The 19,437-nt window shown below is 70.8% G+C and carries 18 protein-coding genes; all 18 read left to right on the top strand.

Annotated features, from left to right (window positions below; genetic code table 11):
- Positions 1 to 249 precede the first annotated feature (249 nt).
- The 18 genes from pgsA (at position 250) to ACIRQP_RS15400 (ending at position 19,413) form a co-directional block, all read left to right on the top strand.
- Positions 250 to 918 carry a phosphatidylinositol phosphate synthase gene (gene pgsA / locus ACIRQP_RS15485; protein WP_403889215.1) on the top strand — a complete coding sequence of 223 codons (669 nt, stop codon included), beginning with the start codon at positions 250 to 252 and terminating at the stop codon, positions 916 to 918.
- Positions 915 to 1,820: a phosphatidylinositol mannoside acyltransferase gene (locus ACIRQP_RS15480; protein ID WP_403889213.1), complete on the top strand. Its 906-nt coding sequence runs from the start codon at positions 915 to 917 to the stop codon at positions 1,818 to 1,820. Before pgsA ends, ACIRQP_RS15480 begins: the two co-directional genes overlap by 4 nt.
- Positions 1,817 to 3,007 carry a glycosyltransferase family 4 protein gene (locus ACIRQP_RS15475; RefSeq protein ID WP_403889210.1) on the top strand — a complete coding sequence of 397 codons (1,191 nt, stop codon included), beginning with the start codon at positions 1,817 to 1,819 and terminating at the stop codon, positions 3,005 to 3,007. Before ACIRQP_RS15480 ends, ACIRQP_RS15475 begins: the two co-directional genes overlap by 4 nt.
- A 1,035-nt stretch (positions 3,008 to 4,042) precedes the next feature.
- Positions 4,043 to 4,588, top strand: coding sequence for a hypothetical protein (locus ACIRQP_RS15470; protein WP_403889207.1), 546 nt, complete (start codon positions 4,043 to 4,045; stop codon positions 4,586 to 4,588).
- Between the two features lie 108 nt (positions 4,589 to 4,696).
- Entirely contained in the window at positions 4,697 to 5,611 is a 915-nt protein-coding gene (gene pdxS, locus ACIRQP_RS15465; RefSeq protein WP_403889204.1) for a pyridoxal 5'-phosphate synthase lyase subunit PdxS, read from the top strand.
- Positions 5,612 to 5,617: 6 nt separating this feature from the next.
- Entirely contained in the window at positions 5,618 to 6,208 is a 591-nt protein-coding gene (gene pdxT, locus ACIRQP_RS15460) for a pyridoxal 5'-phosphate synthase glutaminase subunit PdxT (RefSeq protein ID WP_403889201.1), read from the top strand.
- Positions 6,209 to 6,270: 62 nt separating this feature from the next.
- Positions 6,271 to 7,023 (top strand): YebC/PmpR family DNA-binding transcriptional regulator, encoded by a 753-nt coding sequence (locus tag ACIRQP_RS15455; protein ID WP_249951051.1) that lies wholly within the window; start codon positions 6,271 to 6,273, stop codon positions 7,021 to 7,023.
- A gap of 128 nt (positions 7,024 to 7,151) precedes the next feature.
- Complete coding sequence (gene ruvC / locus ACIRQP_RS15450) at positions 7,152 to 7,709, top strand: crossover junction endodeoxyribonuclease RuvC (protein WP_403889198.1); 558 nt, start codon at positions 7,152 to 7,154, stop codon at positions 7,707 to 7,709.
- Positions 7,706 to 8,329, top strand: a complete 624-nt coding sequence (ruvA, locus tag ACIRQP_RS15445) for a Holliday junction branch migration protein RuvA (RefSeq protein WP_403889196.1) — start codon at positions 7,706 to 7,708, stop codon at positions 8,327 to 8,329. Before ruvC ends, ruvA begins: the two co-directional genes overlap by 4 nt.
- 77 nt (positions 8,330 to 8,406) lie before the next feature.
- Positions 8,407 to 9,489 (top strand): Holliday junction branch migration DNA helicase RuvB, encoded by a 1,083-nt coding sequence (ruvB, locus tag ACIRQP_RS15440; protein ID WP_403889193.1) that lies wholly within the window; start codon positions 8,407 to 8,409, stop codon positions 9,487 to 9,489.
- 165 nt (positions 9,490 to 9,654) lie between these two features.
- A complete protein-coding gene (yajC, locus tag ACIRQP_RS15435; protein ID WP_403889190.1) occupies positions 9,655 to 10,107 on the top strand; it encodes a preprotein translocase subunit YajC in 453 nt (150 codons plus the stop codon).
- A 144-nt stretch (positions 10,108 to 10,251) separates the two neighbouring features.
- Positions 10,252 to 12,051 (top strand): protein translocase subunit SecD, encoded by a 1,800-nt coding sequence (gene secD, locus ACIRQP_RS15430; protein ID WP_403889187.1) that lies wholly within the window; start codon positions 10,252 to 10,254, stop codon positions 12,049 to 12,051.
- Between the two features lies 1 nt (position 12,052).
- The gene (gene secF, locus ACIRQP_RS15425; protein WP_403889184.1) at positions 12,053 to 13,177 is read left to right on the top strand and encodes a protein translocase subunit SecF; all 1,125 of its coding nucleotides are present in this window, start codon (positions 12,053 to 12,055) and stop codon (positions 13,175 to 13,177) included.
- Positions 13,174 to 13,719 (top strand): adenine phosphoribosyltransferase, encoded by a 546-nt coding sequence (locus tag ACIRQP_RS15420; RefSeq protein ID WP_030355477.1) that lies wholly within the window; start codon positions 13,174 to 13,176, stop codon positions 13,717 to 13,719. The genes secF and ACIRQP_RS15420 overlap by 4 nt, the downstream gene beginning before the upstream one ends.
- 108 nt (positions 13,720 to 13,827) lie before the next feature.
- Positions 13,828 to 16,434 (top strand): RelA/SpoT family protein, encoded by a 2,607-nt coding sequence (locus ACIRQP_RS15415; RefSeq protein ID WP_403889181.1) that lies wholly within the window; start codon positions 13,828 to 13,830, stop codon positions 16,432 to 16,434.
- A gap of 34 nt (positions 16,435 to 16,468) precedes the next feature.
- Complete coding sequence (locus ACIRQP_RS15410) at positions 16,469 to 17,854, top strand: serine/threonine-protein kinase (RefSeq protein ID WP_403889178.1); 1,386 nt, start codon at positions 16,469 to 16,471, stop codon at positions 17,852 to 17,854.
- On the top strand, positions 17,847 to 18,251 hold the full coding sequence (locus ACIRQP_RS15405; protein ID WP_403889175.1) for a hypothetical protein: 405 nt from the start codon (positions 17,847 to 17,849) through the stop codon (positions 18,249 to 18,251). Before ACIRQP_RS15410 ends, ACIRQP_RS15405 begins: the two co-directional genes overlap by 8 nt.
- Positions 18,238 to 19,413 (top strand): caspase family protein, encoded by a 1,176-nt coding sequence (locus ACIRQP_RS15400; RefSeq protein ID WP_403889172.1) that lies wholly within the window; start codon positions 18,238 to 18,240, stop codon positions 19,411 to 19,413. Before ACIRQP_RS15405 ends, ACIRQP_RS15400 begins: the two co-directional genes overlap by 14 nt.
- Positions 19,414 to 19,437: the final 24 nt, after the last annotated feature.

Genomic DNA, 19,437 nt, shown 5'->3' with positions numbered 1-19,437 from the left:
GAGAGGAGCGGGCCGGGTGAGCCGCGCGGCAGCTCCGGCGAGGCCCGCGGTGGTCCTTCGAGCTTCGCACTCCGGCCATGGTGCGTCCATACGTCGTACGCGGGCCCATGGTGTGGGTGCCCGGGAGTACGGCGCCCGGGTCCTGGCTACGATGGGCCAGGTCCTGTCCGAAGGCCCACGGAGACCCACCGGACAGGGCCCAGCCGAGGGCCGTCGGGGCCGCTCGGCCCACCGAACCTCGGGAAGGCCATGCTGAACAAGTACGCGCGTGCATTCTTCACGCGTGTCCTCACACCGTTCGCCGCATTTCTGCTCCGCCGCGGAGTCAGTCCGGATGCGGTCACGCTCATCGGTACGGCCGGAGTGATGGCGGGTGCGCTGGTCTTCTTCCCTCGCGGGGAGTTCTTCTGGGGCACCATCGTCATCACCGTCTTCGTCTTCTCCGATCTCATCGACGGCAATATGGCCAGGCAGGCCGGGATCTCCAGCCGCTGGGGCGCCTTCCTGGACTCGACCCTCGACCGGGTCGCGGACGGCGCGATCTTCGCCGGATTCGCGCTCTGGTACGCGGGCACGGGCGACAACAACGTGCTGTGCGCCGTCGCGATCTTCTGTCTGGCCAGCGGCCAGGTCGTCTCGTACACCAAGGCCCGGGGCGAGTCCATCGGGCTGCCCGTGGCCGTCAACGGACTGGTCGAGCGGGCCGAGCGGCTGGTCATCTCGCTGGTCGCGGCCGGTCTCGCCGGGCTGCACGGCTTCGGAGTCCCGGGCATCGAGATCCTGCTGCCGATCGCCCTGTGGATCGTCGCCGTGGGCAGCCTCGTCACACTCGGCCAGCGCGTCGTCACGGTACGCCGCGAGTCCGCGGAGGCCGACGCGGCCGCAGCCGGCTCACGGGGCAGCGGGGCCACCTCATGAGCGGGGCGCGCGACCGCGTGACCGACGCGCTGTACGGGCTCGGCTGGGGCGCGGTCAAGAAGCTCCCCGAGCCCGTGGCCACGGCCCTGGGCCGGACCATCGCGGACACCGCGTGGAAGCGGCGCGGGCCGAGCGTGCTGCGCCTCGAATCCAATCTCGCGCGCGTGGTGCCCGACGCCGGGCCCGAGCGGCTCGCCGCGCTCTCCAAGGCCGGGATGCGCTCGTACATGCGCTACTGGATGGAGTCCTTCCGGCTGCCGGCCTGGAGCCGGCAGCGGGTGCGGGCGGGCGTCGAGATCAAGGACATCGACCTGCTGATGGACGGACTCGCCTCCGGACGAGGCGTCGTGCTGGCCCTGCCGCACATGGCCAACTGGGACCTCGCCGGCGCGTGGCTCACCCGGGGACAGGGGGTGCCGTTCACGACCGTCGCCGAGCGGCTCAAGCCCGAGACGCTGTACGACCGGTTCGTCGCCTACCGCGAGAGCCTGGGCATGGAGGTCCTGCCGCACACCGGCGGCTCCGCCTTCGGCCGACTCGCGCGGCGGTTGCGCGGCGGCGGCCTGGTCTGCCTGGTCGCCGACCGCGATCTGTCGTCGTCGGGGATCGAGGTCGACTTCTTCGGGGACACTGCCCGGATGCCGGCGGGACCCGCGCTGCTCGCTCAGCAGACCGGGGCGCTGCTGATGCCGGCGACGCTCTGGTTCGACGATTCGACGGTCATGCGGGGACGTGTGTATCCGGCGATCGAGGTGCCGGAGACAGGTACCCGCGCCGCGAAGACGTCTGTGATGACACAGGCGATGGCCGACGCCTTCGCCGACGGAATCGCCGAGCACCCGGAGGACTGGCACATGCTGCAACGGCTGTGGCTCAAGGACCTGGAGCGGGGGCCCGAGTGAGGATCGGCATCGTCTGCCCGTACTCCTGGGACGTACCGGGCGGCGTCCAGTTCCACATCAGGGACCTGGCGGACCATCTGATCGGGCTCGGACACGAGGTGTCCGTACTGGCCCCCGCGGACGAGGAGACCCCGCTCCCGCCGTTCGTCGTCTCGGCCGGCCGCGCCGTGCCCGTCCCGTACAACGGCTCGGTCGCCCGGCTGAACTTCGGCTTCCTGTCCGCCGCGCGGGTACGGCGCTGGCTGCACGACGGCGCTTTCGACGTGATCCATATCCACGAGCCGACCGCGCCGTCACTGGGTCTGCTCACCTGCTGGGCCGCGCAGGGCCCCATCGTCGCGACGTTCCACACGTCGAACCCGCGGTCGCGGGCCATGATCGCGGCGTACCCGATCCTCCAGCCCGCGCTGGAGAAGATCAGCGCGCGGATCGCGGTGAGCGAGTACGCGCGACGGACGCTGGTGGAGCATCTGGGCGGCGACGCCGTGGTCATCCCCAACGGCGTCGACGTCGACTTCTTCGCCAAGGCCGAGGTCAATCCGGCCTGGCAGGGACGCACCATCGGCTTCATCGGCCGGATCGACGAGCCCCGTAAGGGCCTGCCGGTGCTGATGAACGCCCTCCCGAAGATCCTCGCCGTCTACCCGGAGACGCGGCTGCTGGTGGCGGGGCGCGGGGACGAGAAGGAGGCGGTGGAGTCGCTTCCCAAGGCGATGCGGGAGCGCGTCGAGTTCCTCGGAATGGTCAGCGACGAGGACAAGGCGCGGCTGCTGCGCAGCGTCGACCTGTACATCGCCCCCAACACCGGCGGCGAGAGCTTCGGCATCATCCTCGTCGAGGCGCTGTCGGCGGGCGCGGCGGTGCTGGCGAGCGATCTGGACGCGTTCGCGCAGGTCCTGGACCAGGGCGCGGCGGGCGAGCTGTTCACGAACGAGGACGCGGACGCGCTGGCGGGGGCGGCGGTACGGCTGCTGGGCGACGCGGAGCGGCGCGCGGAGCTGAGGGAGCGGGGGAGCGCACATGTGCGGCGCTTCGACTGGTCGACGGTGGCGGCGGACATCCTGGCGGTGTACGAGACGGTGACGGACGGGGCGGCGTTGGTGGCGACGGACGAACGGACGGGGCTGCGGGGCCGCTTGTGGCGGCGGGGCGAGAGCGGCGGCGAGGCGCTCTTCTCGAGCACGTAGCGCCGTCCGGCGGGGCCCTGGTGCGGGGTGCGTTTGTCTTTGGCCGGGGGCTGGTTTCCGGGTGCGGGTTGTTGCCGGGTGCCGCGATGCGCCGTCCGGGGTGCGTTTCGGCTGGGGCCGGTGGTGCGGTGCGGGTTGTTGCCGGGTGTCGCTCCGGGGCTCGCGCCCGGGACGGCATGCTGTGCTTTCCCGGGGGACCCCCCCGGACCCCCGTACGGCGCGCAGCTGCCCAGCGTTGAGAGACGGGCGGTCGCGCGCCACACATCACGCTTTAGTGTCCCGGACACGACCCCTGCGCGCCCCCCTTCACCGCCCGCACAAGCCACGGGGTCGTGCGCGGGGCGGGTGGGGGAGGCGGCGGCATCCTCCCGTATCGAGCCCGATCGCTCCGCCAGGACGTGCGAGTAGCCAGGCTCTGGCCGCATCGGCCCTCTCACCCCCGCCGAGATGGCGAGTGGCCGGGGCCACCGGGCCGCACTCACCCCAACCCCCCCAGCCGAACGGCAGGTGTGGGCGACCGCCGCGGGAAGGGGGTCGGGGTCGGAGGCGGTGCGTGTCCGGACGTAAAGCGTCGCAGCTCGCGCGGAGCGCGGTGACCACGCGACGGAGTCGCGTATCGATCGCAGCGCAGTCCGGACACGGACCTCCGGAGGCCCCGGGCCCCGGCCCATGACGACGCGACCGCAACCCAGACCCGCACCCCCACCCCCCCCCGTCGGATGGCGAACCCCCCCCGTCGGATGGCGAACCCCCCCGTCGGATGGCGAACCCCCCCCGTCGGATGGCGAACCCCCCCGTCGGATGGCGAACCCCCCCGTCGGATGGCGAACCCCCCCGTCGGATGGCGAACCCCCCCGTCGGATGGCGAACCCCCCCCGTCGGACGGCGAACCCCCCCCGTCGGACGGCGAACCCCCCCGTCGGACGGCGAACCCCCCCCGTCGGACGGCGAACCCCCCCCGTCGGACGGCGAACCCCCCCGTCGGACGGCGAAACCGCACCACGACCCCCCGCCGGGAGGCGATACCGTGGCGCCGTGATCGAGACCCTTATCTGGATCGTCGTCGCCGTCGTCGCGATCGGCCTCTACCTCAGCTGGACCGCCGGCCGCCTCGACCGCCTGCACGCCCGCATCGACGCCGCCCGCGCCGCCCTCGACGCCCAGTTGCTGCGGCGCGCCTCGGTCACTCAGGAGCTGGCCTCTTCCGGCGTGCTCGATCCCGCCGCGTCGATCGTCCTGTATCAGGCCGCGCACGCCGCCCGGCAGGCCGAGGAGGAGCAACGGGAAGTCGCGGAGAGCGAGTTGAGCCAGGCGCTGCGAGCCGTCTTCGGGGAGGCCGCGCAGGTGGAGGCGGTGCGGGCCGCCCCCGGGGGTGAGGACGCCGCCGGGGAGCTCGCCGCCGCGGTGCGGCGCGTACCCATGGCGCGGCGGTTCCACAACGACTCCGTACGCGCGGCCCGCGCCTTGCGGCGGCACCGTAAGGTCCGCTGGTTCCGGCTCGCCGGCCACGCGCCGTTTCCGCTCGCGTTCGAGATGGACGACGAGCCGCCGGTCGCGCTGGCCGACCGGCCGGGTTCCTGAGCACGCGAAACGAGCCACCGCCTCCTCATTGGCCCTTGCTGTGGACTGGTTCCCGGGCGTTCTCTTGGGATGCACTTGCCCATCGTTTTCAGCCAGTGAGGTCGCTCCGTGTCCACCACGCTTCCCACCGTTCCCCAGTCCCCCGAGACCGGCACCGCGCGCGTGAAGCGCGGCATGGCCGAGCAGCTCAAGGGGGGTGTGATCATGGACGTCGTCACGCCGGAGCAGGCGAAGATCGCCGAGGACGCCGGCGCGGTCGCTGTGATGGCGCTGGAGCGGGTGCCCGCCGATATCCGTAAGGACGGCGGCGTCGCCCGGATGTCCGACCCGGACATGATCGAGGGCATCATCGAGGCGGTCTCGATCCCGGTGATGGCCAAGTCCCGGATCGGTCACTTCGTGGAGGCCCAGGTCCTGCAGTCGCTCGGCGTGGACTACATCGACGAGTCCGAGGTGCTGACCCCGGCCGACGAGGTCAACCACTCCGACAAGTGGGCGTTCACCACGCCCTTCGTCTGTGGTGCCACCAACCTGGGGGAGGCGCTGCGCCGGATCGGCGAGGGCGCGGCGATGATCCGCTCCAAGGGCGAGGCGGGCACCGGCAATGTCGTGGAGGCCGTCAGGCACCTGCGGCAGATCAAGAACGAGATCGCCAGGCTGCGCGGGTTCGACAGCAATGAGCTGTACGCCGCCGCCAAGGAGCTGCGCGCGCCGTACGAGATCGTCAAGGAGGTCGCGGAGCTCGGCAAGCTGCCGGTGGTGCTGTTCTCCGCGGGCGGTGTCGCCACCCCCGCCGACGCCGCGCTGATGCGCCAGCTCGGTGCCGAGGGCGTCTTCGTCGGATCCGGCATCTTCAAGTCCGGTGACCCGGCCAAGCGCGCCGCGGCGATCGTGAAGGCCACCACCTTCTACGACGACCCCAAGGTCATCGCGGAGGCGTCCCGTGATCTGGGCGAGGCCATGGTCGGCATCAACTGCGACACCCTGCCCGAGGCCGAGCGCTACGCGAACCGTGGCTGGTAACCGGCGATGAGCACCCCTGTGATCGGCGTCCTGGCGCTCCAGGGCGATGTCCGGGAACATCTGACGGCTCTGGCGACGGCGGGAGCCGAGGCCAGGACCGTCAGGCGCCCGGCGGAGCTCGACGGGGTCGAGGGGCTGGTGATCCCGGGCGGGGAGTCCACCACGATGTCCAAGCTGGCCGTGCTCTTCGGCATGCTGGAGCCGCTGCGGGAGCGTGTACGGGCCGGGATGCCGGTCTACGGCACCTGCGCCGGGATGATCATGCTCGCCGACAAGATCCTCGATCCGCGCTCCGGCCAGGAGACGGTCGGCGGGATAGACATGATCGTCCGCCGGAACGCCTTCGGCCGGCAGAACGAGTCCTTCGAGGCGGCGGTCGAGGTCAGCGGTGTCGACGGCGGCCCCGTGGAGGGCGTCTTCATCCGGGCCCCCTGGGTCGAGTCGGTCGGCGCCGAGGTGCGGGTGCTCGCGGAGTACGGGGGCCATGTCGTCGCCGTGCGGCAGGGCAACGCCCTCGCGACCTCGTTCCATCCGGAGCTGACGGGCGACCACAGGCTGCACCGGTTCTTCACCGACCTGGTGCGCTCCGCACGGTGACCGGATCCCGGTAGGATCGCTGCCGAACGGAGCAGGATTGGTTACGCGAAGGAGACAGGCAGATGTCCGGCCACTCTAAATGGGCTACGACGAAGCACAAGAAGGCCGTGATCGATGCCAAGCGCGGCAAGCTCTTCGCGAAGCTGATCAAGAACATCGAGGTCGCGGCCCGCACCGGCGGTGCCGATGTCGACGGCAACCCGACCCTCTTCGACGCCATCCAGAAGGCGAAGAAGAGCTCGGTACCGAACAAGAACATCGACTCGGCCGTCAAGCGCGGCGCCGGCCTGGAGGCCGGTGGCGCCGACTACGAGACGATCATGTACGAGGGGTACGGTCCGAACGGTGTCGCGGTGCTCATCGAGTGCCTGACCGACAACCGCAACCGCGCCGCCTCCGACGTCCGTGTCGCCATGACCCGTAACGGTGGGTCGATGGCCGACCCGGGCTCCGTCTCGTATCTCTTCAACCGCAAGGGCGTCGTGATCGTCCCCAAGGGCGAGCTGGGCGAGGACGACGTGCTGGGCGCGGTGCTCGACGCGGGCGCCGAGGAGGTCAATGACCTCGGTGAGTCCTTCGAGGTGCTCAGCGAGGCGACCGACCTGGTCGCGGTCCGCACCGCGCTCCAGGAGGCGGGTATCGACTACGACTCCGCCGACGCCAACTTCGTCCCGACCATGCAGGTCGAGCTGGACGAGGAGGGCGCGCGCAAGATCTTCAAGCTGATCGACGCCCTTGAGGACAGCGACGACGTGCAGAACGTCTTCGCCAACTTCGACGTCTCGGACGATGTGATGGAGAAGGTCGACGCCTGACGGTCACGGCTGACACGGCTTCATCTGACGGGCCGACGGGACACACCCTCCCGTCGGCCCGTCGCGTTGTCAGTGGCGACCGATACTGTGCTGATCAGCTGGAACATTTGACCGAGGGAGGGGGCGCCATGCGGGTTCTGGGAGTTGATCCCGGGCTGACCCGGTGCGGTGTGGGCGTCGTCGAGGGCGTCGCGGGCCGTCCGCTGGCCATGCGCGGCGTCGGCGTGGTCCGTACGTCCGCGGACGCCGAGACCGGCCAACGGCTGGTCGCCATCGAGCAGGGCATCGATGCCTGGCTGGACGAGCACCGGCCCGAACTCGTCGCGGTGGAGCGGGTGTTCGCCCAGCACAATGTGCGTACAGTCATGGGCACCGCGCAGGCCAGCGCGGTCGCCATGCTCTGCGCCGCGCGCCGTGGCATCCCGGTGGCCCTGCACACCCCCAGCGAGGTCAAGGCGGCCATCACCGGCAGCGGCCGGGCGGACAAAGCCCAGGTCGGCGCGATGGTGACCCGGCTGCTGCGCCTCGACGCCCCGCCGAAGCCGGCCGACGCCGCCGACGCCCTCGCGCTCGCCATCTGCCATATCTGGCGTGCCCCCGCGCTGAGCCGCCTCCAGCAGGCGCAGGCGGCGGTCCGTCCCTCCCGTATTCCCGCCACCGCATCCGTACGGAAGGTCACGCGATGATCGCCTTCGTCAGCGGCCCGGTCGCCGCCCTCGCCCCGACCACAGCGGTGATGGAGGTCGGCGGTGTCGGCATGGCCGTCCAGTGCACGCCCGGCACGCTCGCCGGGCTGCGCGTCGGACAGGACGCGAGGCTCGCCACCTCCCTGGTCGTGCGGGAGGACTCCCTGACCCTGTACGGCTTCGCGGACGACGACGAACGCCAGGTCTTCGAGCTGTTGCAGACCGCCAGCGGGGTGGGTCCGAGGCTGGCTCAGGCCATGCTCGCCGTGCACAGCCCGGACGCGCTGCGTCTCGCCGTCTCCACGGGCGACGAGAAGGCGCTGACCGCGGTCCCCGGCATCGGCAAGAGGGGCGCCCAGAAGCTGCTGCTCGAACTGAAGGACCGGCTCGGCGAGCCGCTCGGCGCGGCTGGTCGGCAGGGCGTCGGCTCCGCCGTCTCCGCCTCCTGGAGCGACCAGCTGCACGCCGCCCTGATCGGTCTCGGCTATGCCACCCGCGAGGCCGACGACGCGGTGGCGCTGGTCACCCCGCAGGCCGAGGCGGCGCTCGCCGAGGGGGCGCAGCCTCCCGTGCCGCGGCTGCTGCGGGCCGCGCTCCAGAGCCTGAACAGAACGCGTTGAGCCGGCGCCGGCCGCCCCTCCGTGCCGTACTTCAAGGCGCCGTCGAGCGACGCGCCCCTTTCCCGAGGTGAAACAGAGTGAACTGGGACGACATCAGCGGCGGTACGCCGCCGGACGACATGGCCGAGCGGCTCGTCGGCTCGTCCGCCGACGGCGAGGACCAGGCCGTCGAAGCGGCGCTGCGGCCCAAGTCGCTGGGTGAGTTCGTCGGGCAGGAGCGGGTCCGCGAGCAGCTCGACCTGGTGCTGAAAGCGGCCCTGGCGCGTGGCGCGACCGCCGACCACGTACTGCTCTCGGGCGCTCCGGGACTGGGCAAGACCACCCTCTCCATGATCATCGCGGCGGAGATGAACGCCCCGATCCGGATCACCTCGGGCCCCGCCATCCAGCACGCCGGCGATCTCGCGGCGATCCTCTCCTCCCTCCAGGAGGGTGAGGTCCTCTTCCTGGACGAGATCCACCGGATGTCCCGGCCCGCCGAGGAAATGCTCTACATGGCGATGGAGGACTTCCGGGTCGACGTCATCGTCGGCAAGGGCCCGGGCGCCACCGCCATCCCGCTGGAGCTGCCGCCGTTCACCCTGGTGGGCGCCACTACCCGGGCCGGGCTGCTGCCGCCCCCGCTGCGCGACCGCTTCGGTTTCACGGGCCATATGGAGTTCTACGAGAGCGCCGAGCTGGAGCGTGTGATCCACCGCTCCGCCCACCTCCTCGACCTGGAGATCGACACCGAGGGCGCGGCGGAGATCGCGGGACGCTCCCGGGGCACGCCCCGTATCGCCAACCGACTGCTGCGGCGCGTACGCGACTACGCGCAGGTCAAGGCGGACGGCGTCATCAACCGCGAGGTGGCGGCCGTGGCCCTTGGGGTCTACGAGGTCGACGCCCGCGGGCTGGACCGGCTCGACCGCGCCGTACTGAAGGCCCTGCTCAAGCTCTTCGGCGGCGGCCCCGTCGGTCTGTCGACCCTGGCGGTGGCCGTGGGGGAGGAGCGTGAGACGGTGGAGGAAGTCGCGGAGCCCTTTCTCGTACGGGAGGGACTGCTCGCCCGCACTCCGCGCGGCCGGGTCGCGACCCCCGCCGCCTGGGCCCACCTGGGGCTCGCACCCCCGCAGCAGGCCCCCGGCGCGAGTGGACAGCAGGGTCTGTTCGGGGCGTGAGGGCGATGACACTCGCCGGGTCAGGAACCCCGGTGCGATGCTGGGCGTTGTTCCAACGAAGCGGACTCGCTTAGACTCCGCCGATGCCGCCCTTCCGGGTCGGCGTGCCCACCCCCGTATACCAGGCCGTTCGACAGCGCGGTCGTGCGAAGGAAGTTCCCTCCCGTGAGTCTCGTGACCCTCCTCCCCTTCATCGTGCTCATCGGGGCCATGTTCCTGATGACCCGGTCTGCCAAGAAGAAGCAGCAGGCAGCTGCGCAGATGCGCGACGAAATGCAGCCCGGCACCGGCATCCGCACCATCGGGGGCATGTACGCCACCGTCAAGGAGGTGCACGACGACATGGTTCTTCTGGAGGTCGCTCCCGGCGTCCACGCCGTCTACGCCAAGAACGCCATCGGCGCCGTCCTGGACGACGACGAGTACAACCGCATCGTGCACGGCGAGGGCGACCTCAAGAGCGATCTCGACGCTCCGGTCGTCCCGGACGACGCCTCCTCGCTGACCGAGACGGACAGCACCCCGGACGACGCCAAGATCGACCTGGGCAAGAAGCCCGAGGCCGACGACGCCGAGCCCAAGGACGGCAAGGCCGACGGCGAGGCCGGCGCGAAGTAGTCCCGACCGTACCGACGGGCCGCTCCGCGGCCCGTCGCGGCGTACGGTCGCGCTGGAATACTGCGGGGGCAGGTCCCCACAACACTTCGTGGCCGCTCCGGCGCACACCCGGCGTGGGGCGGTTGGACAGGGAGAAACGAGAAGGTGGCAGCACCTAATAAGGGCCGCAGGCAAGCGGGGTCCCCAGGCAGGCCAGGGCGCACCCTGGCCCTGTTTCTGATTGCCATGGTCGCCCTCACGGGCGGTATGTTCTGGTCCGGTCATGTCACGCCACGCCTGGGAATCGACCTCGCCGGCGGCACGAGCATCACGCTCCAGGCGAAGAACACGCCGGGCAAGCCAAACGCGATCAACAAGACCAACATGGACACCGCCGTCAGCATCATCGAGCGGCGTGTCAACGGTCTTGGCGTCTCGGAGGCCGAGGTTCAGACGCAGGGCAGCAGCAACATCATCGTCAACATCCCCAAGGGGACGAACGAGAAGCAGGCCCGTGATCAGGTCGGCACCACGGCCCAGCTGTACTTCCGGCCGGTACTGACGGTCGCCGCGGGCGGCCCGGCCGCTCCGCAGCCCTCCACCAGCGGCTCCCCGAGCGGTTCCCCCAGCGGTTCTCCGAGTGGCTCCCCTTCCTCCTCCGCGGGTACCCCGTCGAGCGAGCAGTCGGCCGGTAACGCCGACACGTCCGCGTCGCCCTCGTCGAGCTCCACCACTCAGGGCCGTGCTGTCACCGACGGCCTGAAGAAGGACGTGACGCCCTCCCCGGGCGCGTCCTCCTCGGACAAGCCCGGCGCCTCGGAGAGCCCCGCCCCCTCCGCCACGCCCTCCGCCGACCCGGCCACGGCCGCGCTGGAGAAGAAGTTCACGGACCTGGACTGCACCGACCAGGCCTCGCGCACCAAGGCCAACCAGGAGACCACGCCCAAGGACACGATCGTGGCCTGCGGCACGAACTCCGCCGGTGAGTGGGAGAAGTACATCCTCGGCCCCGCCGAGCTGGAGGGCACGGACGTCGACGACGCCAAGGGCGTTCTCGACCCGCAGCGTGGCATGTGGATCGTCACGATGGACTTCAGCAGCGGTGGCACGAAGAAGTTCCAGTCCATCACCGGCAAGCTCTCCCAGCAGCAGCCGCCGATGAACCAGTTCGCCATCGTGCTCGACGGCAATGTCGTCTCGGCGCCCTCGGTGAGCCAGACGCTCGGCGGCAGCGCCGAGATCTCCGGCAGCTTCACCCAGCAGTCCGCCCAGGACCTGGCCAACATCCTGTCCTACGGCGCGCTGCCGCTCTCCTTCCAGGAGCAGAGCGTCACGACGGTCACCGCCGCGCTCGGCGGTGAGCAGCTCCAGGCGGGCCTGATCGCCGGTGCGATCGGCCTCGCCCTGGTGGTCATCTACCTGGTGGCCTACTACCGCGGCCTCGCGGGCATCGCGATCCTCAGCCTCGGCGCGTCCGGCATCATGACGTACACGATCATGTCGCTGCTCGGCCCGGGTATCGGCTTCGCGCTGAACCTGCCCGCCGTGTGCGGCGCGATCGTCGCCATCGGTATCACCGCGGACTCGTTCATCGTCTACTTCGAGCGCATCCGCGACGAGATCCGCGAGGGCCGCACGCTCCGGCCCGCCGTCGAACGCGCGTGGCCCCGCGCCCGGCGCACGATCCTCGTCTCCGACTTCGTGTCGTTCCTCGCCGCCGCCGTGCTGTTCCTCGTCACGGTCGGCAAGGTCCAGGGCTTCGCGTTCACCCTCGGACTGACCACGCTCCTCGACGTGGTCGTGGTGTTCTTCTTCACCAAGCCGGTGATGACGCTCCTGGCCCGTACGAAGTTCTTCGCCAGCGGTCATCCCTGGTCCGGACTGGACCCGAAGCGGCTCGGCGCCAAGCCCCCGCTGCGCCGCTCCCGCCGTGTCAGCGCTCCCACCGACCCGAAGGAGGCGTGAGATGTCGCGACTTGGCGCACTCGGCGCCCGGCTCTACCGCGGCGAAGTCGGCTACGACTTCATCGGGAAGCGCAAGTTCTGGTACGCGCTCTCGATCCTGATCACCATCACGGCCATCGCGGGCGTGGCGGTGCGCGGCCTCAACATGGGCATCGAGTTCAAGGGTGGTGCCGTCTTCACCATCCCGAGCACGAGCGTCTCCGTGACCCAGGCCCGGACGGACACCGAAGAGGCCTCCGGCCACGACGCGATCGTCCAGAAGCTCGGCAACGGCGGCATGCGGATCCAGGTCACCGAACTGGACACCAAGCAGGCCGACGGCGTGCGGACACAGCTCGCCAAGGACCTGAACGTCGACGAGGCGAAGATCAACGCCGAACTCGTCGGTCCGAGCTGGGGCGCGACCATCGCCAACAAGGCATGGATGGGCCTGGGGATCTTCATGGTCCTGGTGGTGATCTATCTGGCGATCGCCTTCGAATGGCGTATGGCGGTCGCGGCACTGGTCGCCCTGATCCATGACCTCACCATCACCGTCGGTGTGTACGCACTGGTCGGCTTCGAGGTCACCCCGGGTACGGTGATCGGTCTGCTCACCATCCTCGGTTACTCCCTCTACGACACCGTCGTCGTCTTCGACAGTCTCAAGGAGGGTTCGAAGGGCATCACCAAGCAGACCCGCTGGACCTACAGCGAGGTCGCCAACCGCTCGATCAACGGCACGCTGGTGCGTTCCATCAACACCACCGTGGTCGCGCTGCTGCCGGTGGCCGGTCTGCTCTTCATCGGCGGCGGTTTCCTCGGCGCCGGCATGCTGAACGACATCTCGCTCTCGCTCTTCGTCGGCCTCGCCGCCGGCGCGTACTCCTCGATCTTCATCGCCACGCCGCTCGTCGCCGACCTGAAGGAACGCGACCCGCAGATCAAGGCGCTGAAGAAGCGGGTGCTCGCCAAGCGGGCCGTCGCTGCCGCCAAGGGGGAGCAGGCCGACGGCCCCTCGGACGGCGACGACGCCGTCGAGGACGGTCCGGAGGACGTGGTTCCAGGAGCGCCGGCGGCCGCTGTGGCCGGCCCGCGCGCCCGGGGCGGGCGAGGGCGCCCGTCGGGCTCGGGGAGGCGTCGGTGACCGACACCAGCACGCGGGAGCTGCTGCTCAGCCGCATCCGTGATGTCGCGGACTACCCCAAGCCGGGCGTGGTCTTCAAGGACATCACGCCGCTGCTGGCCGACCCGAAGGCCTTCACGGCGCTGACGGACGCGCTCGCGGAGCTGTGCGCGAAGCACGGCGCGACGAAGATCGTGGGCCTGGAGGCCCGTGGCTTCATCCTGGCGGCCCCCGTGGCGGTCAGGGCGGGCGTGGGCTTCATCCCCGTGCGCAAGGCGGGCAAGCTCCCCGGCGCGACGCTGTCGCAGGCGTACGAGCTGGAGTACGGCTCCGCGGAGATCGAGGTCCACGCGGAGGACTTGGACCAGGACGACCGGGTTCTCGTCATCGACGACGTGCTGGCCACCGGCGGTACGGCCGAGGCCTCGCTGGAGCTGGTCCGGCGGGCCGGCGCCGAGGTGGTGGGCGTCGCGGTCCTGATGGAGCTGGGTTTCCTGGGCGGCCGGGCCCGGCTGGAGCCCGCCCTGCGCGGGGCCCCGCTGGAGGCTCTGATCACGCTCTGAGCGGCCCTGTGAGGCATACGGACGGGCACCCGGGAACAACCGGGTGCCTGTCCGTCGTTTTGTGGGGTCCTGGGTCCTGGGGCGAGAGGGACGCCGGAGGTCGATACCATGGAACCTCCGGGCCTGTCCGGGGGACCTGGATCCGCACGAGGAGCGCTCTTGCCAGAAGAGGTCCAGCCACTGGCCGCCGCGATGCCCGATCACTCTGCCGAGCAGGCCGCGGCGGCAGCGGCCGTGTCGCGGCACAAGGCCGCGGTCGCGGCGGAGGAGAAGGCTGCCCGGACGTCCGCGGAGACCTTGGACGGGCGCCCCGTGGAGGCGCGTCCGGCGCCCGTGCCCCCCGCGCCCCCGGAGCGCCCCTCCACGCCCGTCACCGCCCCCAAGCCGGGCCCCACGGCCGCGCCGCGCTCCGGTGGCTCCTCCAACCGCGTACGGGCCCGGCTCGCCCGGCTCGGGGTGCAGCGCTCGTCGCCGTACAACCCCGTGCTCGAACCTCTCCTGCGGACCGTGCGGGGCAACGATCCGAAGATCGAGACCGCCACGCTCCGCCAGATCGAGAGCGCCTACCAGGTCGCCGAGCGCTGGCACCGCGGTCAGAAGCGCAAGAGCGGCGACCCGTACATCACCCATCCCCTCGCGGTGACGACGATCCTCGCGGAGCTGGGCATGGACCCGGCCACTCTGATGGCGGGTCTGCTGCACGACACCGTCGAGGACACCGAGTACGGGCTCGACACCCTGCGCCGCGACTTCGGCGACCAGGTCGCGCTGCTCGTCGACGGCGTCACCAAGCTGGACAAGGTCAAGTTCGGTGAGGCGGCGCAGGCCGAGACCGTACGCAAGATGGTCGTCGCCATGGCCAAGGACCCGCGGGTCCTGGTCATCAAGCTCGCCGACCGGCTGCACAACATGCGCACCATGCGCTATCTCAAGCGGGAGAAGCAGGAGAAGAAAGCCCGCGAGACGCTGGAGATCTACGCGCCCCTGGCCCACCGGCTGGGCATGAACACCATCAAGTGGGAGCTGGAGGACCTCGCCTTCGCGATCCTCTACCCGAAGATGTACGACGAGATCGTCCGGCTCGTCGCGGAGCGTGCCCCCAAGCGGGACGAGTATCTGGCCATAGTGACCGACGAGGTCCAGTCGGATCTGCGCGCCGCCCGGATCAAGGCCACCGTCACCGGCCGGCCGAAGCACTACTACAGCGTCTACCAGAAGATGATCGTCCGCGGCCGGGACTTCGCGGAGATCTACGACCTGGTGGGCATTCGCGTCCTCGTCGACACCGTCCGCGACTGCTATGCGGCGCTCGGCACCGTGCACGCGCGGTGGAATCCGGTCCCCGGCCGGTTCAAGGACTACATCGCGATGCCCAAGTTCAACATGTACCAGTCGCTGCACACGACGGTCATCGGACCCAACGGCAAGCCCGTCGAGCTCCAGATCCGTACGTTCGACATGCACCGCCGCGCCGAGTACGGCATCGCCGCGCACTGGAAGTACAAGCAGGAGGCCGTCGCGGGCGCCTCCAAGGTGCGCACGGACGTGCCCAGGAACGCGGGCAAGGGCGCCGGCCAGGACACCGTCAACGACATGGCGTGGCTGCGCCAGCTGCTGGACTGGCAGAAGGAGACCGAGGACCCCAGCGAGTTCCTGGAGTCGCTCCGCTTCGACCTGTCCCGCAACGAGGTCTTCGTCTTCACGCCCAAGGGCGATGTCATAGCGCTGCCCGCCGGTGCCACCCCCGTCGACTTCGCGTACGCGGTGCACACCGAGGTCGGCCACCGGACCATAGGAGCCCGGGTCAACGGGCGGCTCGTACCGCTCGAATCGACGCTGGACAACGGCGATCTGGTGGAGGTCTTCACCTCCAAGGCGTCCGGCGCGGGCCCCTCGCGCGACTGGCTGGGCTTCGTCAAATCGCCGCGGGCCAGGAACAAGATCCGCGCGTGGTTCTCCAAGGAGCGCCGCGACGAGGCGATCGAGCAGGGCAAGGACGCCATCGCGCGCGCCATGCGCAAGCAGAACCTGCCGATCCAGCGCATCCTCACCGGCGACTCGCTGGTCACGCTCGCGCACGAGATGCGCTACCCCGACATCTCGTCCCTGTACGCGGCGATCGGCGAGGGCCATGTGGCCGCGCAGGGCGTCGTGCAGAAGCTGGTGCAGGCCCTCGGCGGCGAGGAGGCCGCCAACGAGGACATCGCCGAGAGCGCCCCGCCCTCGCGTGGCCGCAGCAAACGCCGTGCCAACGCCGACCCCGGCGTGGTCGTCAAGGGCGTCGAGGACGTCTGGGTCAAACTCGCCCGCTGCTGTACGCCGGTCCCGGGCGACCCGATCATCGGCTTCGTCACGCGCGGCAGCGGCGTCTCGGTGCACCGCGCCGACTGCGTCAACGTCGACTCGCTCTCCCAGCAACCCGAACGGATCCTCGAAGTCGAGTGGGCCCCGACCCAGTCGTCGGTCTTCCTGGTCGCCATCCAGGTCGAGGCGCTGGACCGCTCTCGGCTGCTGTCGGACGTCACGCGCGTCCTGTCCGACCAGCATGTGAACATCCTGTCCGCGGCCGTCCAGACCTCCCGCGACCGGGTCGCCACGTCCCGTTTCACCTTCGAGATGGGCGACCCGAAGCACTTGGGACACGTACTGAAGGCGGTGCGGGGCGTGGAGGGCGTCTACGACGTCTACCGGGTCACCTCGGCGCGCAGGCCCTGACCGAGACCTGACCGAAGACGACCCGGGGGACGAGATGGCCGGCGAGGATCTGATCGCGGGGCGCTACCAGAAGGTCCGGCTGCTCGGCCGGGGCGGCGTGGGCGTGGTCCATGAGGCGGAGGACACGCGGCTCGGCCGGCGCGTGGCCGTCAAGGTCCTGTCGTCGCTCGGCGGGCTGTCCAGGGACGACGAGTTACTCTCGCGGTTTCTCAGGGAGGCCCGCGCCCTCGCACGGATCGACCACCCCGGGGTGGTGACGCTCTACGACGAGGGCGTCCACGAGGGCGCCCCCTTCCTCGTGATGCAACTGCTCGACGGTCTCGACCTGGCCCGGCTCGTCTCGGGCCACGGCCCGCTGCCGTCCGAGGTGGCGTGCGGCGTGGCGCTCGGCATGGCCCACGCGCTGGGCGCGGCCCACGAGGCCGGGGTGCTGCACCGCGACGTCAAGCCCACGAACGTGGGCGTCACCGGTGACGGGCGCGTCGTCCTGCACGACTTCGGTCTCGCCCGGCTGGTCGGGGAGTCGGCGCTCACGAAACTCACGGCGATGGTCGGCACCCCGCAGTTCATGGCCCCGGAGATCATCCGCGGCGCGCGGCCGGGACCGACGGCCGATCTGTACGGTCTCGGCGCCTGCCTCTATCTGATGATGACCGGACAGGTGCCGTTCCACGACGCCGTCGAGGTCGGCGCCATAGTGGAGCGCGCGGTCGGCGCGGGCGTGCCCAAGCTGCGCCATCGGGACGATCTGCCGTATCCGGAGAAGCTCAGAGCCCTGGTGGATCTGCTCTGCTCCCAGGACCCGGCCGTCAGACCGCGAACCGCCGCCGAGGTCGAGGCGTCGCTCGCCCCACTGGTGGGCGACGGACGGTCCGCGCTGCGCGAGCTGGTCGCCGGACAGGTCCGGGACACCGCCCTGCAACAGGTCTTCGACGATCCGGCTTTCGGCGACGCGGCGGCGGGGGAGCCCGAGTACGACTGGGACGCGGCCTCCGCCGTGCCGGCACCGCGCGGGGTGGAGCGCGACCCGTTTCGTCCCCTGACGCTCAGCAACACCACCCGCTGGATGGTGCTCAGCAGCATGACCCCGCGGAACGCGGCCTCCCGGCTGCGGGAAGCGGTGACGCTCGTGCAGCGCGGCGAGCTCCAGGAGGCGGTGCAGATGCTCTCGGCCATCACCCAGGTCTGCCTGTCGTCCCTCGGTCCCGGCCATCCGACGACCCTGGCCGGCCAGTACTGGCAGGCGGTATGTCTGGCCAGGCTCGGGGCGGGCGGCGAGGCGCTCGAACTGTTCTCGCGCGTCCACACGCATATCGATCACACACAAGACGATCACACGCGAGACGGTCGGACGCGTATCGGCCGGACACGTATCGATCGGACGCATATCGATCAGGGGAGGGACGGGGAGCATGCCTGAGTACCAGGTCCGGTTCGCCGCTGGACCGGCCGAGGAGGAGGACCGGGAGGACGAACTGCGGTCGCTGCTGCGGTGGCTGACCGAGGACGAGAGCCTCGACCGCGCCGTACGAGGAGCGGTCGGGGGCGACGAGCCGCTGGGCTCCGGGCACATGGGCGCCGCATTCGACCTGCTGCAGCTCGCGGTCGGCACCGCTGTCTCCACGGCGTCGCTCGTCGTGTCCGTACTCCAGTGGCAGACCTCCCGGCGGCGCGCCGCCCCCGCGGTCGTCCTGCGCCGCGGTGGCGCCGAGATCGAGCTCTCGCGTGAGGCGTCGGCCGATCCCGAGACGCTCCGCCGCGCGGTGGAGCTGCTCGACCGGGCCGAGGAGAGCGGCGACGACGGTGGCACCGACTGATTCGACGGTGGGGCTGGCGGGACGGGTGGGGCTGCCCGACCCGGCGGCGTCCAGAGCCGTCCTCATCGGCACCGCCGCCTACCGGCATCTGCCCGCGCTCCCCGCCGTCCAGGCGAATGTCACGGACCTCGCGGCCGAACTCTGCGACGCCACGGTGTGGGGGCTGCCCCGTGAGCACTGCACCGTGGTCGCCGACCCGCAGAACGCGACCGCCATGCTCGATCCCGTACACCGGGCGGGCGACCAGGCCACGGACACCCTGCTGGTCTACTACGCGGGCCACGGAATGCGGGACTCCGAATCCGCCGACCTCTATCTGGCGCTCGGCGGCTCCCGTGACAACACCGGCTACACCGCCGTCGCCTACCAGCATGTCCGGGCCGCGCTGCGCTCCGCCCGCGCCCGGCGCAAGATCGTGGTCCTCGACTGCTGCTTCAGCGGCCGGGCCGCCCGTACGCTCTCCGCCGGAAGCGATGTCCTCGCCGCCCAGGCCGCCGTCGACGGAGCCTTCGTCCTGACCGCGTCGCCTCGCGACCGGCTCGCGCTGGCGCCCGACGGGGAGCGGCACACCGCCTTCACCGGCGAGATGCTCGGCGTGCTGCGCCAGGGCATCGAGGACGGTCCCGAGCTGATCGACCTGGACACGCTCCACCGCGTACTGGAAGAGCGCCTGCGGGCCAAGAACCGGCCACTGCCGCAGCGCTCCCAGGAGAACGGTGTCGGACGGTTGCCACTGGCCAGGAACAGGGCGCGGGCCGCCCGCCGTATCCCCGCCGGGCCCGTGCTCGCCACCGATGTGCGGGCCGCCATGGTCGCCTCGGGACTCGGACTGGCCCGGATGCTGCGCGCCGCGGGCCGGAGCAGGGACGCCCTCCCCGTGCTCCGGCTGGCATTGCAGGAGCGGGTTCCGGACGGGGAGGGAAGTCTGCTGGCCGTTCAGCTCGAACTCTCCGAGATGCTCGCCGAGACCGGCCAGATCCGGGAGGCCATCGAGGTGCTGGAGCAGGCGTTTCAGCAGGTGCACAAGTTCTACGGTCCCGACGCGCTGCTGGTCTGCCGCCGTCTCGCCGATCTGCTCCAGGAATCGGGCAATCACATTCAGGCGTGCGAGGTGCTCAAGCACGCGCTCGAACTGGCCGACACCCACGGGCGGCGGCCTTAGGCCCTGCCCAGGGCGTGTCCGCGG

It is taken from the genome of Streptomyces sp. NPDC102274 (assembly GCF_044766385.1).
In the GTDB taxonomy this organism is placed as follows: domain Bacteria; phylum Actinomycetota; class Actinomycetes; order Streptomycetales; family Streptomycetaceae; genus Streptomyces.
Note: the sequence above shows the minus strand (reverse complement) of the source record. Positions and strands in the feature narration are given on the sequence as shown.